At 28.9% G+C, this 15,336-nt stretch carries 16 protein-coding genes; 12 read left to right on the top strand and 4 right to left on the bottom strand.

Annotated elements, in window-relative coordinates:
* The first annotated feature begins 81 nt into the window (after positions 1-81).
* Positions 82-1,299: a macrolide family glycosyltransferase gene (locus tag CLOPA_RS15090; protein ID WP_015616301.1), complete on the top strand. Its 1,218-nt coding sequence runs from the start codon at positions 82-84 to the stop codon at positions 1,297-1,299.
* A 340-nt stretch (positions 1,300-1,639) separates the two neighbouring features.
* Here CLOPA_RS15090 and CLOPA_RS15085 read toward each other — a convergent pair whose 3' ends face one another.
* A complete protein-coding gene (locus CLOPA_RS15085; protein WP_015616300.1) occupies positions 1,640-2,299 on the bottom strand; it encodes a superoxide dismutase in 660 nt (219 codons plus the stop codon).
* Positions 2,300-2,876: 577 nt separating this feature from the next.
* Between CLOPA_RS15085 and CLOPA_RS15080 the strand changes: the two genes are divergently transcribed.
* From CLOPA_RS15080 to CLOPA_RS15065, 4 genes are all read left to right on the top strand, one after another.
* The gene (locus CLOPA_RS15080; RefSeq protein ID WP_041710915.1) at positions 2,877-3,632 is read left to right on the top strand and encodes an RES domain-containing protein; all 756 of its coding nucleotides are present in this window, start codon (positions 2,877-2,879) and stop codon (positions 3,630-3,632) included.
* Positions 3,633-4,137: 505 nt separating this feature from the next.
* Positions 4,138-4,599 (top strand): hypothetical protein, encoded by a 462-nt coding sequence (locus CLOPA_RS23880; RefSeq protein ID WP_015616299.1) that lies wholly within the window; start codon positions 4,138-4,140, stop codon positions 4,597-4,599.
* A 242-nt stretch (positions 4,600-4,841) separates the two neighbouring features.
* Positions 4,842-5,168: a 5-fold beta-flower protein gene (locus CLOPA_RS15070; protein ID WP_015616298.1), complete on the top strand. Its 327-nt coding sequence runs from the start codon at positions 4,842-4,844 to the stop codon at positions 5,166-5,168.
* 852 nt (positions 5,169-6,020) lie between these two features.
* On the top strand, positions 6,021-6,206 hold the full coding sequence (locus CLOPA_RS15065) for a DUF3606 domain-containing protein (protein ID WP_015616297.1): 186 nt from the start codon (positions 6,021-6,023) through the stop codon (positions 6,204-6,206).
* A gap of 9 nt (positions 6,207-6,215) precedes the next feature.
* Here the strand turns inward: CLOPA_RS15065 and CLOPA_RS15060 are convergent, their stop codons facing one another.
* From CLOPA_RS15060 to CLOPA_RS25185, 3 genes are all read right to left on the bottom strand, one after another.
* On the bottom strand, positions 6,216-6,452 hold the full coding sequence (locus tag CLOPA_RS15060) for a helix-turn-helix domain-containing protein (RefSeq protein WP_015616296.1): 237 nt from the start codon (positions 6,450-6,452) through the stop codon (positions 6,216-6,218).
* A gap of 730 nt (positions 6,453-7,182) precedes the next feature.
* Entirely contained in the window at positions 7,183-7,761 is a 579-nt protein-coding gene (locus tag CLOPA_RS15055; protein WP_015616295.1) for a flavin reductase family protein, read from the bottom strand.
* Positions 7,762-7,790: 29 nt separating this feature from the next.
* The gene (locus CLOPA_RS25185; protein WP_015616294.1) at positions 7,791-7,922 is read right to left on the bottom strand and encodes a hypothetical protein; all 132 of its coding nucleotides are present in this window, start codon (positions 7,920-7,922) and stop codon (positions 7,791-7,793) included.
* 499 nt (positions 7,923-8,421) lie between these two features.
* On the opposite strand from CLOPA_RS25185, the gene CLOPA_RS15050 reads away from it, so the two are divergent.
* The 7 genes from CLOPA_RS15050 (at position 8,422) to CLOPA_RS15020 (ending at position 15,036) form a co-directional block, all read left to right on the top strand.
* A complete protein-coding gene (locus CLOPA_RS15050; protein WP_015616293.1) occupies positions 8,422-9,534 on the top strand; it encodes an RNA-guided endonuclease InsQ/TnpB family protein in 1,113 nt (370 codons plus the stop codon).
* A 102-nt stretch (positions 9,535-9,636) separates the two neighbouring features.
* A complete protein-coding gene (locus CLOPA_RS15045) occupies positions 9,637-10,815 on the top strand; it encodes a YibE/F family protein (protein WP_015616292.1) in 1,179 nt (392 codons plus the stop codon).
* 159 nt (positions 10,816-10,974) lie between these two features.
* On the top strand, positions 10,975-11,412 hold the full coding sequence (locus tag CLOPA_RS15040; protein ID WP_015616291.1) for an RrF2 family transcriptional regulator: 438 nt from the start codon (positions 10,975-10,977) through the stop codon (positions 11,410-11,412).
* A gap of 18 nt (positions 11,413-11,430) precedes the next feature.
* Entirely contained in the window at positions 11,431-12,360 is a 930-nt protein-coding gene (gene cysK / locus CLOPA_RS15035; RefSeq protein ID WP_015616290.1) for a cysteine synthase A, read from the top strand.
* 81 nt (positions 12,361-12,441) lie between these two features.
* Entirely contained in the window at positions 12,442-13,623 is a 1,182-nt protein-coding gene (gene nifS / locus CLOPA_RS15030; protein WP_242834204.1) for a cysteine desulfurase NifS, read from the top strand.
* A gap of 15 nt (positions 13,624-13,638) precedes the next feature.
* Positions 13,639-14,715, top strand: coding sequence for a tRNA 2-thiouridine(34) synthase MnmA (gene mnmA / locus CLOPA_RS15025; protein ID WP_015616288.1), 1,077 nt, complete (start codon positions 13,639-13,641; stop codon positions 14,713-14,715).
* Between the two features lie 150 nt (positions 14,716-14,865).
* A complete protein-coding gene (locus tag CLOPA_RS15020; RefSeq protein WP_015616287.1) occupies positions 14,866-15,036 on the top strand; it encodes a zinc-ribbon domain-containing protein in 171 nt (56 codons plus the stop codon).
* Positions 15,037-15,336 lie beyond the last annotated feature (300 nt).

Raw genomic sequence — 15,336 nt, 5'->3', positions numbered from 1 at the left:
ATCGAAAACGGAAATTGACAATAAATAGCATTGTAGTAAAATACATATATATAAAATAAAGATAGGATGTGAAGTGAAGTTATGTCAAAAGTACTTTTTTTAAGTATACCGGCTCATGGTCATGTTAATCCTACATTAGGATTAGTAAATGAATTAATAAAACAAGGTGAGGAAATTACTTATTTTTGTTCAGAAGATTTTAAAGAAAAAATCGAAAAAACAGGTGCTGAATTTAAAAGTTATAAAGTAGAATCAAACCTTTTTGGAAGAAAACATAATATGCCTAATGATATGCAGATAGATAAATTATTTGATTATATAAATGAAATGCTTAAATCAAGTGATAAAATTATAAAGGACATCTTAAATCAAATTAAGGATAAAACATTTGATTACATTATGTATACAGCTATGTTTCCTTTTGGAAATGTCATTGCTCAAATATTAAAAATACCTTCTATTTCTTCCTTCGCAGTATTTGCTACTCCAAAAGAACTTATGTCTCAAAACAAAGAATTAATAGATGAAGAGTTAATAAAAAAACATCCAGTTATAGATACTTACAAAAAAGTTTCAAAACAATTAAAAGAAGTCTATAATGTAGAAATGCCTGATAACATGATTAGCTTATTTTTCAATAAAGGTGATATAAATATTGCGTATACTTCTAAATATTTTGTTGCACATCCAGAATATTATGATGACAGCTTTAAATTTATAGGACCACCAGTATATGATAGAAAAGAAAACCTAGATTTTCCTTTTGAAAAATTAGAAGGAAAGAAAGTTATTTATATTTCATTGGGTACAGTATTTAATAATACTGATAGTAAGCTTTATGATATCTTCTTTAAAACTTTTGCTAATACTGATGCTGTTGTGGTTATGGCAGCATACAATGTAGATTTATCTGAATTTGATATACCGGATAATTTTATTGTAAGAAATTATGTTCCTCAATCAGAGATTTTAAAGTATACTGACGTGGCAATAACTCATGCAGGCATGAACAGTACTAGTGACTTATTATATAATAATATACCTTTTGTAGCAATACCTATAGGAGCAGATCAACCATATATGGCAAAAAGAGCTGAAGAATTAGGAGCAACTATTTCTCTTGATAAGGATAATCTTACTCCAGAAATTTTAAAAAATTCTGTTAAGAAGGTTTTAACTGATCCAAGTTATCTTAAAAATATAAAAAAAATAAGTGACTCTTTTAAAGAAGCTGGTGGCTATAAAAAAGCAGTTGAAGAAATTTTTAAGTTAAAAAGAGAAAAAGTTATTCTTGCTTAAAATTTTAAATATCTAATATAGAAAACAGATGTAAGAAATTTTTACTATGCATCTGTTTTCTATTTGTACAACTATAAATGGCGTACTTCCTTATATTTATAATAATACTTTTATAATATTTCAATAGTAATATTTTTTTACATAAAAAACAGGTAGCCATAACGACTACCCTCAAACAAGTTGATTTTAATAAAATGTAAGCATATTCATTAGATTAATTAAATATTGTAAAGGAAGTTACTAAATAATGAAAAATACAATAGTAGTATTTGAAAGTTTATATAATTTATGCATAAGTAATTTTAATCATTTACTTAAAATACTTATATGATTGATAATATTAATAATGAAATTCAAAAGGGTAAGGACTATATCGTTTCATATTCGCATTCATGTTATTAATTTGCAGGGAGGAAACATAATTTGCAAATCTGTTATTTAAAACTCCCCAATTTATATTGTTAATAAAAGTAGATATATACTTTCTCTTATCTGTTCCAAAATCCATAAAATATGCATGCTCATAAACATCCATAACTAATAATGGATAAGAAAGCCATACAGCACCAGTATCATGTAAATCACTGCCTATTATGTGAAATTTATTATCTATAGAATCAATAGCAAGAATAGCCCATCCCCTCATAGACAACCCTACATTTGTGAGATAAGATATAAATCTGTCATAGGAAGAAAACTGATCTATTATAGCATTTAATAATGGGCCAGAAGGGGTATTATTGCCTCCTGTCATGTTCTGAAAATAAAGTTGATGAAGTTTTACACCATCTAAAGAATAGGTTTCTCCAAGCTTTAAACTACGCATATTTGAATAAGTTGAATTGCTATCAGTATAATTTTCAGGTATATAGGGTATATTCCAAATTTTATTTAATGTATTTACGTATCCTACATATAATTTATAATGTTCATCTAATTGTTTAGCTGAGATTCCATTAACTGATTTAAAATCGAAAGTTTTAGGTTTTATGTTATACAATTGAATCACTCCTACAAAATATAGTACTATTTATACTATGTAGTGAAAATTCAAATGTGTAATCTATATATAAAAATAACCTAGGATAGCTACAAACCTAGGGTATTATAAGATGGAGTCTAATAAAATTGTGCATTTGTAATTATTGACAGATATTAATATCTTATTCATTGTAATAAAAAAGATGTAGCCATAAAAGCTACATCAGGGAAAGTATATCAAAATAGATAATGAAAAGTCATTAATAGTATTTATATATTTAAATAATTTATACATAAAAAACAGATGCATCTTTTGATACATCTTAAATAGATAGTTGTGGAGTGTTAAACCACAATATAATTATACTGTAAATGTTTTCAAATTTCAATTGCTTTACATAAAAAAGATGCAGCCCTAAGACCACACCTTTTGAGAGAAAGTTGAATAATGAAAAATTTAAAATCATTTATGATTATTGACATATGTTAGAGTTTTATACAATCATAAGTAATTTTGGTTATTCTCCAGTAAAAGGGAGGGTTTTTTTATTTTTTGTAGAAATATTTTGTATTAGAGTTAGTGGGAGGGATATATTATGAACAATAGCAATATTAAAGAACTATGGGAAGATTTCACAAATATCATAGAATACAAGGATAAATGTTTTCAAGTTAATTCTAAATATGTGGATACGATTAATATAACTTTAGATAAACTAATTAACTTTAGCCGAACTTCAATATCTTTATTCCCTAAGTCATATTTAGAAGGATATAGAGCAGTAAGTGAAATTTGGGATGATGAAAAAAGATTTAGAATAACTTCTTTAGATGAAACTTTAAAATTAATTAAGGATGGAAGGTTTAACAAGGATAAGGTATCTTATTTTTATGTAGCCAATAAAGAAGATATTGCAATTAAAGAAATTAAAGTAGGAGATAAAAAACCAATATCAGTAGCAAAATTTAAAAGTAAAGATGGTGTAAAAATAAGAATCAGTAATCTTTCTATATTAAAAAAAGAAATAGATAGGAAAGCTTTGAAATGGACGAAATCTATAACTAATGAAGAATATTTTCTTTTACAAATATTATTAGACGAAATTTCCAAACCTGTAGCAAAGAATACTCCAGAAGAATATTTAACAACACAATATATATTTGATTATATTAAACGTAAAAATGATGCAGCGGATAAAGAAAATTTTATTGACGGTTTTAAATATCATAGTGCCTTGGGTGATGGATCTAATTATGTATTTTTCTATGATGACAAATTTACATGTTTAGATATAGAACATATAAATAAGCAATATGCTACACCAAATATGATGCACATAACAGACAAATAAAGAATAGGAGTTAATTTAATATTTCATCCAAAAATGTTATTATAAAATTTATAATTAGTCATAATAAAATTTATAATAAATATAATTAATTGTAATCCTTTTACGAGGAGGAATTGTTATGCGAAGGCATATTCATGAAAGAGTTTTACGTATTAGTTTTAATATATTTTTCTTTAAGCTAGAATATAAGTATACGCTAATATATTAAAACTCCAATGACATCATGAATTGCATCAATGGAGGAAGTGATTTAAAACTTTTTCCTGGGTATGCCTATAACAATAAATTAAATAAACTTGAATAATTTTTCCTATATTTTGCTCATTTTAAAGTTAAACTCTCTTCGGAAGCCCATTTGACTCTCTTTCTTTTTTGTCTAGCTTTCTCTCTTTTTATGTAAATATATTTCTTTAGATCCAGTGTACCTTAATTTTTAAGCTATATTCACTTATTGCCAATATTTTGTTAGAATTTATAGTAATTAATTAAATAAGGAGTGAACCTAATGGAATACTTCGGAGAAACAGAAGATTGCATAAAAGCCCAGTGTAATATGTGTGGCGAAATACATAGAGTGCCAAAGACAGATTGTACATTACAGGATAATAAATATATCTTAAAACAGCCTATAGAATGTAAATGTGGCTATATAGCAAATGAATTGATACCTGAAAAGCCACCTTATGAAAAACCAAAAAGAAAAAGCTTTTGGGATAAACCATTAGTAAGCAAACCACGAGTAGATGATTCACCTATAAAATGTCCTAAGTGTGGCAGCACGCAGATAACAGCTAATAAGAAAGACCTTGGAGCTGGAAAAGCTATTATGGGTGGAATGATCGGCGGAGTTGCCGGTGGTCTCATAGGAGGATCTATTGGTCTCATAGGAGGATCTATAGGTAAGAATAAACTGATAATTACTTGTTTAAAATGTGGACATCAATGGAAAGCTGGAAAAGGAAGATAATTTATATAAGAGATAGCATAATACAGAAATAATGGGACACAATAATATGTGTCTTTAGAATTCTTAATATATCATAAAGTCTAGGGTGGATAAAACTACTCTAGGCTTTATTTTTTTACATAAATTGAGATTCATACAGAGCAAATCCTATGGCTGTGGCATTGAACACTAAATTTCATATAATATACTGCAAAAGATTATTATGATTTGTTAAATACTATATGAGAAAGGATGAGTAATGTATGGAAAAGATATATGACCAAAATGAAAATGTTGTGGGTCATTTAAGTGGTAATATTGTTTATGATGGAAGTAACAGAATCATTGGATATGTTAATGATCCTGTACTTTATGATTCAAATTATAATCCAATAGCCTATGTATCAAATGGAGTAATTTATAATTCTGTGGAAATGCCAGTTGGATATTTTAATGGATGGAATGTATATAATATGAATGGCAATAGACTTGGACGTGTGCATAGTTCATGGCTAGGACTACTTGCAGCAGGTTTATTGTTAGGAGCTGCATTCGGTGGATTTGGATTTGGGTTTGGGTTTGGATTTTGATATCCTTATTGGGGATATGATGGATTTTTCTAAAAAATTGAGAAAGAAGAATGTTTAATTTCTACAAGTAGTTATTCGATAGCTTTTACAATACAGAAATAAATTTAAGCCTAGGGATTAATTTCTCTAGGCTTTATTTTTTTACATAAGAATAAACATTTTGAATAATTTGTGATAAAATGTTAATAATATATTAATGAATTTATCATAATTGAGAGGATAAGAATGAAAAAAGTATTTATAGTTATAGCATTGTTTACTTTTATTATGGGCATGTTTGTTTTATATTTGCATTTAGCTTAGTTATATTTATAGGATTATTTTACATAAAAAAAGAAGTAGTTCTTAACGAACTACCTTTAAGTAGGTGGACATGTTACATATATTACCATATATATATAATCCAATAAAATCTTAAAAAGATACACCGCAAAGGCACATCTTAAAAGGTGATTAATGGAGCATTGATTTATGGATGCTATTGACAATTATAATATATGCAAGAACAGTAAAAAGGTACACATTATTAAAAGTGTACCTTTTCTGTAGTTTGATAATAGAAAAACTTTATAATGAGGTTCAATGAAAAAAGTTTCACCGAAGTTATATTATTATCGGATATTTTTAATTTATGTAATGCTGAAAAAGGTGTAGCCATAAAAACCATACCTTTTTAAGAGAAATGGGTTTTTAAGTAATGAACATTTAAATTATTTTTACTAATCCTTCGACTTAGTTTTATTTATGAAATTAAAATTTACAAATAATTTTTAACTGCGAAATAAAATAATAACTATTATAGAATATAATGAATTACAAAGTAGAGGTTTTGAAATAGGAGGTGTGGAAATAATGTCCGATAACCCAGAAACAAAAGAAACCCTAGATAAGTCAAGAATAAATATCGAAGCACCATGGGAAACAAATTTGTGGTGTAAATTATTGCAATGTACGGAAGATGAGTTATTTACGGCTATTAAATCAGTTGGAAATTCTGAAAAAGATATAAGAAATTATTTAAAGAAGAAAAATGAGTAGCTTATATAGTTACTCTTTCCACCATTTTTTAGAATGATTCTTTTTATTTGGTATATATTTGATTAATTCATCTAGTCTACAGTCTAATACCTCACATATCTTATCCAAATGTTCTAAATTCACTCTTTCAGATAATTCGTGGTATATTTCATTTATAGTTGCTGGTCTTATTCCAGCTTTACGAGCAAGATCTGCTTGTGTCCATCTACGTTCTCCTAATAACTTAGATAAGTATATTCTGATCATAACGTTACCTCCTATCACTAGATTAGATTGTAACGTTATTGGTTATAATTAGTATCAATTCAGTAAGAAAATTACTGTATACGTAATTTTATATACTGTCACAAATTACACATTTTATAAAACTGTTCCCAAATTATATATTTAATATAATCCAATTAAAGTTATTATTCAAACATGCAAAATATGTATAAAAAATGAATGTATTATTAATACGTTTTTAACTAAATCTTAGATTAAAATAACAGCCTTTAGAGTATTTTCCAAATTGAGGGTGTCGAATATAGAATTATAAAAAATTTGCAGAACATAAATAAAAGTTGTACAATAATATTACACATACGAGAACAAACGTTCGAGAAGTGTTCGCAAATATAGATACAATAAGGGTTAGATAAGAAAAATAAATTTTAATAATAAAAAACTTATAAGAAAAAAATAATAGATAATATTGGGGGAATCTTAGTGGAGGAAAGTAGCAAACAGCTATTAAATACTTTGGTAAAAGAAAAGAATATTTATCCTATATAATAAAGAAGGAAAATTTAAAATACATACCTATTGATTTATGTAATTTTGATAGTATAGATTTGATTTATAATCAGCTTACTGGGGAAATTGTATTGGATTGTTTGGGAGAACACGACGCAATAATAAATACAAATTTTAATTCATCTACTTTCTTTAAAATTATATACGAAATAAAAGCGAAGGATATATAAGTCCGTCGCTTTTATTTTTTCTTACTTTTCTTTCTAACTGAATAACCAAAAGAACCAAGTGGTTTTGAATTTAACCCATAATATTCTCCATGACTATAGCATATAAGATTTGCTTTATTAAAACATATTTTGTTATTTGAATCTAATAAATTTTCATCTACTTTAACATTTAAAACCTCAAGTAGAAATAAATCATGGGTTCCAAGAGGTGTAACTGATTTTACTTTACATTCTAAAGCCAATGGTGAATTTTGCAATGAAGGGGTAGTGATAGATATACCTTCATTAAGTTGTAAGTTGAAATGCTTAATTTTATCTTCTTTTTTTCCGGAAACAACACCACAATAGTCTACAATTTTAACCATATCTTTTGTAGGAAGGTTTATAACACATTCTCCGCTTTCTTTAATATATTGATAAGAAAGTCTTTCGGGCCTTACCCCCATGGCGATAATAGGCTCTTTGGTGCAAACAGTGCTAACCCACGCAACAGTAAAGATATTTATTTTATTAGATGAATTTTTAGAAGTAACAAGAACTACTGGAGCAGGGTTTAACATTACACTGCCTTTGAAATTTAATTTATTCATAATATCTCCAATCTAATCAAATGCGGTATTTATGCTTGTGTTGCAGTTCCAGCCCAAGCAACGGTAAATACATTAACTTTACCTTTTAAATTTGCAGAGGTTACAAGTACTACTGGTACAGGATTTAACATAGCACTGCCTTTAAATTGTGTTTTAGTCATTTAATATTTCTCCTAACCATTAATTAATAAAATTATATAATATCAGTTCATGTCCAGTATATATAAAACAAATATAATTATAAATTTATAATTATGTAATTGCAATATATGATTTTTTTTTAATATAATTATGTTAAAGTTATATTGTAATTGAAATTATGTGTTATCTTCATAATAGTTAATAAATGCAACTTTGATGCAATATCTATTGTATAATGAAAACAACTTAGTATAAAGTTTATTAATTAATAATAATTTGTTTAAACAATTTTATATTCTATTGCATTATAATATAAATATAGCTTATTATTAGAGTTGCTAATCTTACAGAGGTATATAACAGTTAATGAGACTTTATAGAAACTTATAACTATATTGGATATATATAATGTTTGTATTATGATAAATTCAAAAGTCACAAGAATAGCTTAATCATTTTTAGGGAATTAAAGTATTAAAACTAAAAAATAATAGAAAATGATTAAGGAGTTTTTAGAGAATGATATTGGCGAAGAAAGTTAGAATTATTCCAAATATAGGGCAGGAACAAAAATTATGGCAATCTGTAGGAACTGCAAGATTTGTATATAATTGGACACTTGCTAAACAAGAGGAAAATTATAAGAATGGTGATAAATTTATATCTGATAATGATTTGAGAAAAGAACTGACTATCTTAAAGAAAACAGAACTTAATTGGGTGAGTGGAGTATCTAATAATGTAGCAAAACAGGCTGTAAAAGATGGGTGCAATGCTTATAAAAGATTTTTTAAAGGATTAGCAGATAAACCAAGATTTAAAAGTAGAAGAAAAAGTAAGCCATCATTTTATAATGACAATATAAAACTAAAAATTAAGTCTAAGATGGTTTTAATTGAAAAAGTAGGCTGGGTTAAGACAAGAGAGCAAATACCAATGAGTGTTAAGTATACTAATCCAAGAGTAAGTTTTGACGGAAAGTATTGGTACTTATCTGTAGGTATTGAAAAAGCAAACCCAATAATAGAGTTAACTGATAAAAGCATAGGTATAGATGTTGGTATTAAAGAACTTGCTATATGCTCCAATGGAATGATTTTTAATAACATCAATAAAACAAGATTAGTTAAGAGATTTGAAAAGAGATTACGCATGTTGCAGCGTAAAATATCAAGAAAATATGAATTAAATAAAGAAGGGAGGAAGTTCGTCAAAACCAGCAACATTATAAGACTTGAAAAGCAAATTAGATTACTTCATAGAAGATTATCTAATATTAGGAACAATTACTTACACCAAGCAACCAATAAGATAGTGAAAACCAAACCATCAAGAGTTGTTATGGAAACACTTAATGTTAAAGGTATGATGAAAAATCGTCATTTATCTAAAGCTGTAGCACAACAAGGATTATATCAGTTCAAAAGACAACTTCAGTATAAATGTAAGTTTTATGGAATTAAATTTGTTGAAGCTGATAAATGGTATCCATCATCAAAAACTTGTAGTGAGTGTGGGCATGTAAAAGCTAAATTATCACTATCTGAAAGAACTTATATCTGTGAAGAATGTGGAGCGGTAATTGACAGAGATTTTAATGCTTCAATCAATTTAAGCAGATATTCAGCGTAACTACTCAAACAGTTATGCCTGAGGTGTAGGATTCGTTGTATCCGAAGTTAAGCCCTTGGAGTGCTTATACAAACCAAAGTAGCTTCGGCAAAATGGAGTACGTTGAACAGGGAATTAAACAACCTTATAGAGTTTTATAAGGTTTTGGCAACGGTGAAAGCTGTGTTTAAAAATAAAAAAAATATAATTATAGGGATAATATTAATTTTAATAGCAGTATGTTTTTTTTCTTATAAAAATTTTGTTGCAAATGAAGATGATAATCAGCCTGTACACGGAGTAGTAATATCTGAGAACTCAAATACCAGCAGCTCTCAACAAACACAAAAGAATTCTAAAAGCATGGAAAGCAGTAAGGTTCAGGTGAAAATTACTTCTGGAAGCCATAAGGGAACAGTGCTTAGTTTAGACAACCTTGTAAATGATAAAACTTTTGATGAAACTCTAGCACATAAGGGTTCAGAGGTGCTTGTAAATATCGATGAGAATGATAATGGAAGCATAAAGAGTGCATACATATATGAAGTTGTAAGATATAAATACATATATATATTATTATTTGTTTTTGTTGGGTTACTTGCAATTATTGGCGGAAAAAAAGGAATAAAATCTATAGCAGCGTTACTATTGACAGGTGTAGTTATATTAAAAATTCTTATTCCATTAATAATAAGTGGTTTTAATCCTATAGTAGTATCTATTATACTATGTATAAGTGTGAGTATTTTAAATCTACTAATAATAAGTGGTAAAAATAAGAAAACTTTAGCTGCAATTATAGGAACTGTTGGTGGAGTTATTATAGCTGCAATTATAGGGATATCAATGAGCACCATTTTAAGATTGACAGGTTTAACTGATGATGAATTGCAAATGTTAATTTATATATCTCAAAATACCTCCTTTGATTTTAGAGGTCTACTATTTTCAGGGATATTAATGGGGGCTTTAGGTGCAGTTATGGATGTTAGCATGTCTATTGCTTCGGCAGTTAATGAAATCAAAGAAAACAATAAGGAGATTTCCACAAAAGAGCTTATAAAGTCTGGAATGAATGTGGGAAGGGACATTATGGGTACTATGGCTAATACACTGATATTGGCCTATGTAGGTGGTTCAATGTATATTTTAATGCTGGTGTCATCCTATAATTTACCTATGTCTAGAATTTTAGATCAGGATGTTATAGCTTCCGAAGTTTTAAAATCCTTAGCTGGAAGCATAGGGTTAATTTTTACTATACCTATCACGGCAGCAGCGTCCGCATGGCTCTTTATTTAATTTAGTATTGTCAATAATTTAAGTATACATTTTATTGACAATAAAATATAATAGTAGTATAATCATAGTAAATATATTGAAATACTAAGTTATTGTATAGCAATATTTTACTATTGTAGTAAAATGTTAGATGAAAATATTGAGATAAGAGGTGTGCAAATGAAAATTTCAACAAAAGGAAGATATGGATTAAAAGCTATGATTGATCTAGCTTTAAATTCAGTAAATGATAGTGTTACTTTAAAAAGTATAAGTGAAAGACAAAATATATCTGAGGGATATTTAGAGCAGATTTTTGCATCCCTTAGAAAAAAAGGACTTATTCAAGGGAAAAAAGGTTCCCAAGGAGGATATATATTAGGACAATCACCAAATGATGTTACAGTGGGTGATATTTTAAGGGCTTTGGAAGGCGAATTGAATCTAGTAGAATTTGATGAAACTAAAAATGAAGACAGGGTAGAAATGTGTATTAACTATAATGTTTGGAGTAAACTTAATAAAAGTATAAATGACATAGTGGATGCTATTACTTTAGAAGACCTAGTTATGAAGTATAATACACTTGCTAATGACGTATTTATGTATTATATTTAATAATAAGAGGTGATTTTCATGTCAAGAATTTTTAAAAATGTTACTGAATTGATAGGTAATACTCCTTTAGTAGAGTTATCAAAGTATGAAGATTTAGAAAAACTTGAAGCAAAAATATTAGCTAAAGTTGAATATTTTAATCCAGCAGGAAGTGTTAAAGACAGAATCGGATACTCAATGATCGCCGATGCGGAGGAAAAAGGGCTTATAAATAAGGATACAGTTATAATAGAGCCGACAAGTGGCAATACAGGTGTAGGTCTTGCACTTGTATGTTCAGCAAAAGGTTATAAATTAATTTTAACTATGCCTGAAACCATGAGTATTGAGAGAAGAAAATTATTAAAAGCATATGGTGCAGATCTAGTTTTAACACCAGGTCCTGATGGAATGAAAGGTGCTATAAAGAAAGCAGAGGAACTTGCAGTAGAATACAAGAATGCATATATTCCTCAGCAATTTAAAAATCCGTCTAACCCTGCTTATCACGAGAAGACTACAGCAGAGGAAATATGGAAGGATACCGATGGTAAGGTTGACGTATTTGTAGCAGGAGTAGGTACTGGTGGTACACTTACTGGAGTTGCAAAGGTACTTAAGGCTAGAAATCCTGAAGTTAAAATAGTTGCAGTTGAACCTTATGATTCACCTGTACTTGAAGGTGGAAAGCCAGGACCTCATAAACTTCAGGGAATTGGAGCTGGATTTGTACCAGACGTTTTAAAAATTGATTTAGTTGATGAAATTATTCCAGTAAAAAATGAAGATGCTTTTGCTGTTACTAAAAAATTAGCTAAAGTAGAAGGACTTCTAGTAGGTATTTCATCAGGAGCTGCTACTTATGCTGCTATAGAACTTGCAAAGAGACCAGAGTTTAAAGGAAAAAATATAGTTGTAATACTCCCAGATACAGGTCAAAGATATTTATCAACAACAGTATTTGATTAAGGTAACTGAAAATAAATAATAAGACAAATAAATTAAATATGAATACATATGGCACAAATTGTAATTTGTGCCATATGTATTATGTTTTTAAGAAAGGGTAGTGAGCAAATGAATTATGATAAAAAATTAGTATATTTAGATTATGGTGCCTCTACTCCTATGAGTAAAGAAGTTTTTAAGGAGATAGAGCCTTATTTTTATACACTTTATGGTAACCCCTCTTCAGTATCTTCCTTTTCAGAACAGTCGAAAATGGCTATTTTCAATGCCAGGGAGAGAATAGCTAAGGCTATAAATTGTAAGAGAAACGAAATTTATTTTACCAGTGGTGGTACAGAAAGCGATAACTGGGCAATAAAAGGCGCAGTATTAAAAAATAGAGATAAAGGAAATCACATTATAACTACTGCTATAGAACATCCAGCAGTGCTTAATACTTGTAAATATCTAGAGGAATTAGGTTTTAAGATTACATATGTTCCAGTTGACAAGTATGGTATAGTGAATCTAGAATATATAAGAAACGCTATTACTGAAAATACTATTTTAGTGTCAATTATGTTTGCAAATAATGAAATTGGTTCAATACAACCAATTAGGGAAATAGGAAAACTTTGCAGAGAGCAAGGAGTAATTTTTCATACGGATGCAGTTCAGGCAGCTGGGCATATTCCTATAGATGTAGAAGAAATGAATATTGATATGTTATCTATGTCAGCACATAAATTCTACGGACCCAAGGGTATAGGTATATTATATATAAGAAGGGGCATCAAGATAGATGCTTTTATTCACGGTGGTCATCAGGAAAGGGGTAGAAGAGCTGGTACAGAAAATACTCCTGGTATTGTTGGAATTGGAAAGGCCATTGAGTTGTGTAATTTGAACATGAGTAAGGAATCAGAAAGAACAAAAAAATTGAGAAGTAAATTAGCAGAACACATTTTAGAGATTCCGGGAACCGAGCTTAATGGACCGGATTATGATAAAAGACTTCCTGGTAATCTTAATATATGCTTTAATGGCATAGAGGCTGAAATTTTACTTATGTCTTTGGATTTAAAAGGAATTTGTGCATCTGCTGGAAGCGCATGCTCAGCAGGATCTATAAGACCATCTCATGTACTTTCTGCTATTGGGCTAAGTCCGGAAAAGTGCAAAAGCTCTATAAGGTTTAGCATTGGCGAGGAAACATCGGAAGAAGATATTGATTATACTATTAGTACACTAAAAGAAATAATTAGCAGTATTAGGACTACTTAAAGAAGAGGTGTATTTATGAACAATAGAGTTGTGGTTGGTATGAGCGGAGGAGTAGATAGCTCAGTAACTGCATATCTTTTAAAAGAGCAGGGATATGAAGTAATTGGAGTGACAATGCAGGTATGGCCTGAGGATAAGGAATATGAGGAAAGAGAAGGTGGATGTTGTTCTCTTTCCTCTGTGGAAGATGCTAGAAGAGTTGCTCATAAACTTGAAATACCGTTTTATGTAATGAATTTTAGAGAACTATTCAACGAAAAAGTCATTGAGCCCTTTATTGATGAATATTTAGTAGGAAGAACTCCAAATCCATGTATAGCATGTAATAAATTTATAAAATTTGATGCCTTTTTAGAAAAAGCAAAATCTTTAAATGCAGATTATATAGCAACAGGACATTATGCTAAGATTTATAAGGAAAAAGGAAGGTTTTTAGTAAAGAGATCAAAAGATGATAAAAAAGACCAAACTTATGTATTATATAATATGACACAATATCAGCTTGAACATACACTAATGCCTTGTGGGGATTATAGTAAGGATAAAATAAGAGATATAGCAAAAGAAATAGGTCTAAGCGTCCATAATAAAAAGGATAGTGAAGAAATATGTTTTATTCCAGATAACGATCATGGTGCATATATTAAAAGACAAAAACCTCAAGAGGTTAAAGAGGGGAACTTTGTAGATAGTATTGGTAATATTTTAGGTAAACATAAGGGAATAGTATATTATACTATAGGTCAGAGAAAAGGTCTTGGAATTGCTTTAGGAAAACCTGTGTTTGTAAAAGATATAAATGTGTCTAAAAATGAAGTAGTACTTGGTAGTGAAGAAGATATATTTAAAACAGAACTCATTGCAGATGAAGTTAATTTTATTCCCTTTGATAAACTTAATGCCTCAATGAAAGTTAAGGCTAAAATAAGGTATGCATCTAAAGCTACAGAAGCCATTATATATCCTTATGAGAATGATAAGGTGAAAGTAGTTTTCGAAAAAGGTGTTAGGGCTATAACTAAAGGGCAATCTGTAGTTTTTTATGATGAGGATTTACTTTTAGGTGGAGGGATTATAGAAAAAATTCTTTGATTTATATTTCTTGCCTTTTAGTATTACAAATGATATAATATTCATGTATTCAAGAGATTTAATATCATGAACGGGACATTCTCCTTTTTTATCGGAAGTGTAATTTATGAGTTGTTAGATCCCTAATTCGGAAAAAGGAGGTATGTTTAAATGGCTGATAGAACTATTGTATGTAAAGATTGTAGCAAAGAATTTGTTTTTACTGAAGGTGAACAAGAATTCTACAAAGAAAAAGGTTTTGAAAACGATCCTGTTAGATGCCCTGAATGCAGAAAAGCAAGAAAGGCTCAAAGCAACAACAACAGAGGTTTCAGAAGATAGTTTAATTTGTTTACGTATAGCTGCTGATTTATCAGTGGCTATTTTAATTTTAGTAGCTAAATTTTATTTAAATGGGCCTAAGTACTAGTTTGTGTTAAATTTTCTATTAGTGCAGCGAAGTATTGAGTAAGAGAATATAATGACCTTTATAATATATTTGTCCCATGACTATCCACTCTAATATTCCAATCGCACTCTGTGAAAGTGATTTAAAGTGGAAGTAAAGAGTGGCTACGTTCCTGGCGATTTACCCTAAAGGACAACGATTTCTAAGTATCATAAATACCGATACTTAGAAAT

Source organism: Clostridium pasteurianum BC1, from assembly GCF_000389635.1.
GTDB lineage: Bacteria > Bacillota > Clostridia > Clostridiales > Clostridiaceae > Clostridium_I > Clostridium_I pasteurianum_A.
The sequence above is the reverse complement of the archived record's forward strand: the minus strand, read 5'-3'. Positions and strand labels throughout refer to the sequence as shown.

Bases quoted from the DNA above. Each gene is read 5' to 3' on its own strand.
- CLOPA_RS15090 (WP_015616301.1), top strand. From the start codon at position 82: ATGTCAAAAGTACTTTTTTTAAGTATACCGGCTCATGGTCATGTTAAT.
- cysK (WP_015616290.1), top strand. From the start codon at position 11,431: ATGTCAAGAATTTTTAAAAATGTTACTGAATTGATAGGTAATACTCCT.
- mnmA (WP_015616288.1), top strand. From the start codon at position 13,639: ATGAACAATAGAGTTGTGGTTGGTATGAGCGGAGGAGTAGATAGCTCA.
- CLOPA_RS15050 (WP_015616293.1), top strand. From the start codon at position 8,422: ATGATATTGGCGAAGAAAGTTAGAATTATTCCAAATATAGGGCAGGAA.
- CLOPA_RS15060 (WP_015616296.1), bottom strand. From the start codon at position 6,452: ATGATCAGAATATACTTATCTAAGTTATTAGGAGAACGTAGATGGACA.
- CLOPA_RS23880 (WP_015616299.1), top strand. From the start codon at position 4,138: ATGGAATACTTCGGAGAAACAGAAGATTGCATAAAAGCCCAGTGTAAT.
- CLOPA_RS15070 (WP_015616298.1), top strand. From the start codon at position 4,842: ATGGAAAAGATATATGACCAAAATGAAAATGTTGTGGGTCATTTAAGT.
- CLOPA_RS15040 (WP_015616291.1), top strand. From the start codon at position 10,975: ATGAAAATTTCAACAAAAGGAAGATATGGATTAAAAGCTATGATTGAT.
- CLOPA_RS15020 (WP_015616287.1), top strand. From the start codon at position 14,866: ATGGCTGATAGAACTATTGTATGTAAAGATTGTAGCAAAGAATTTGTT.
- CLOPA_RS15080 (WP_041710915.1), top strand. From the start codon at position 2,877: ATGAACAATAGCAATATTAAAGAACTATGGGAAGATTTCACAAATATC.
- CLOPA_RS25185 (WP_015616294.1), bottom strand. From the start codon at position 7,922: ATGACTAAAACACAATTTAAAGGCAGTGCTATGTTAAATCCTGTACCA.
- nifS (WP_242834204.1), top strand. From the start codon at position 12,442: ATGTTTTTAAGAAAGGGTAGTGAGCAAATGAATTATGATAAAAAATTA.
- CLOPA_RS15055 (WP_015616295.1), bottom strand. From the start codon at position 7,761: ATGAATAAATTAAATTTCAAAGGCAGTGTAATGTTAAACCCTGCTCCA.
- CLOPA_RS15065 (WP_015616297.1), top strand. From the start codon at position 6,021: ATGTCCGATAACCCAGAAACAAAAGAAACCCTAGATAAGTCAAGAATA.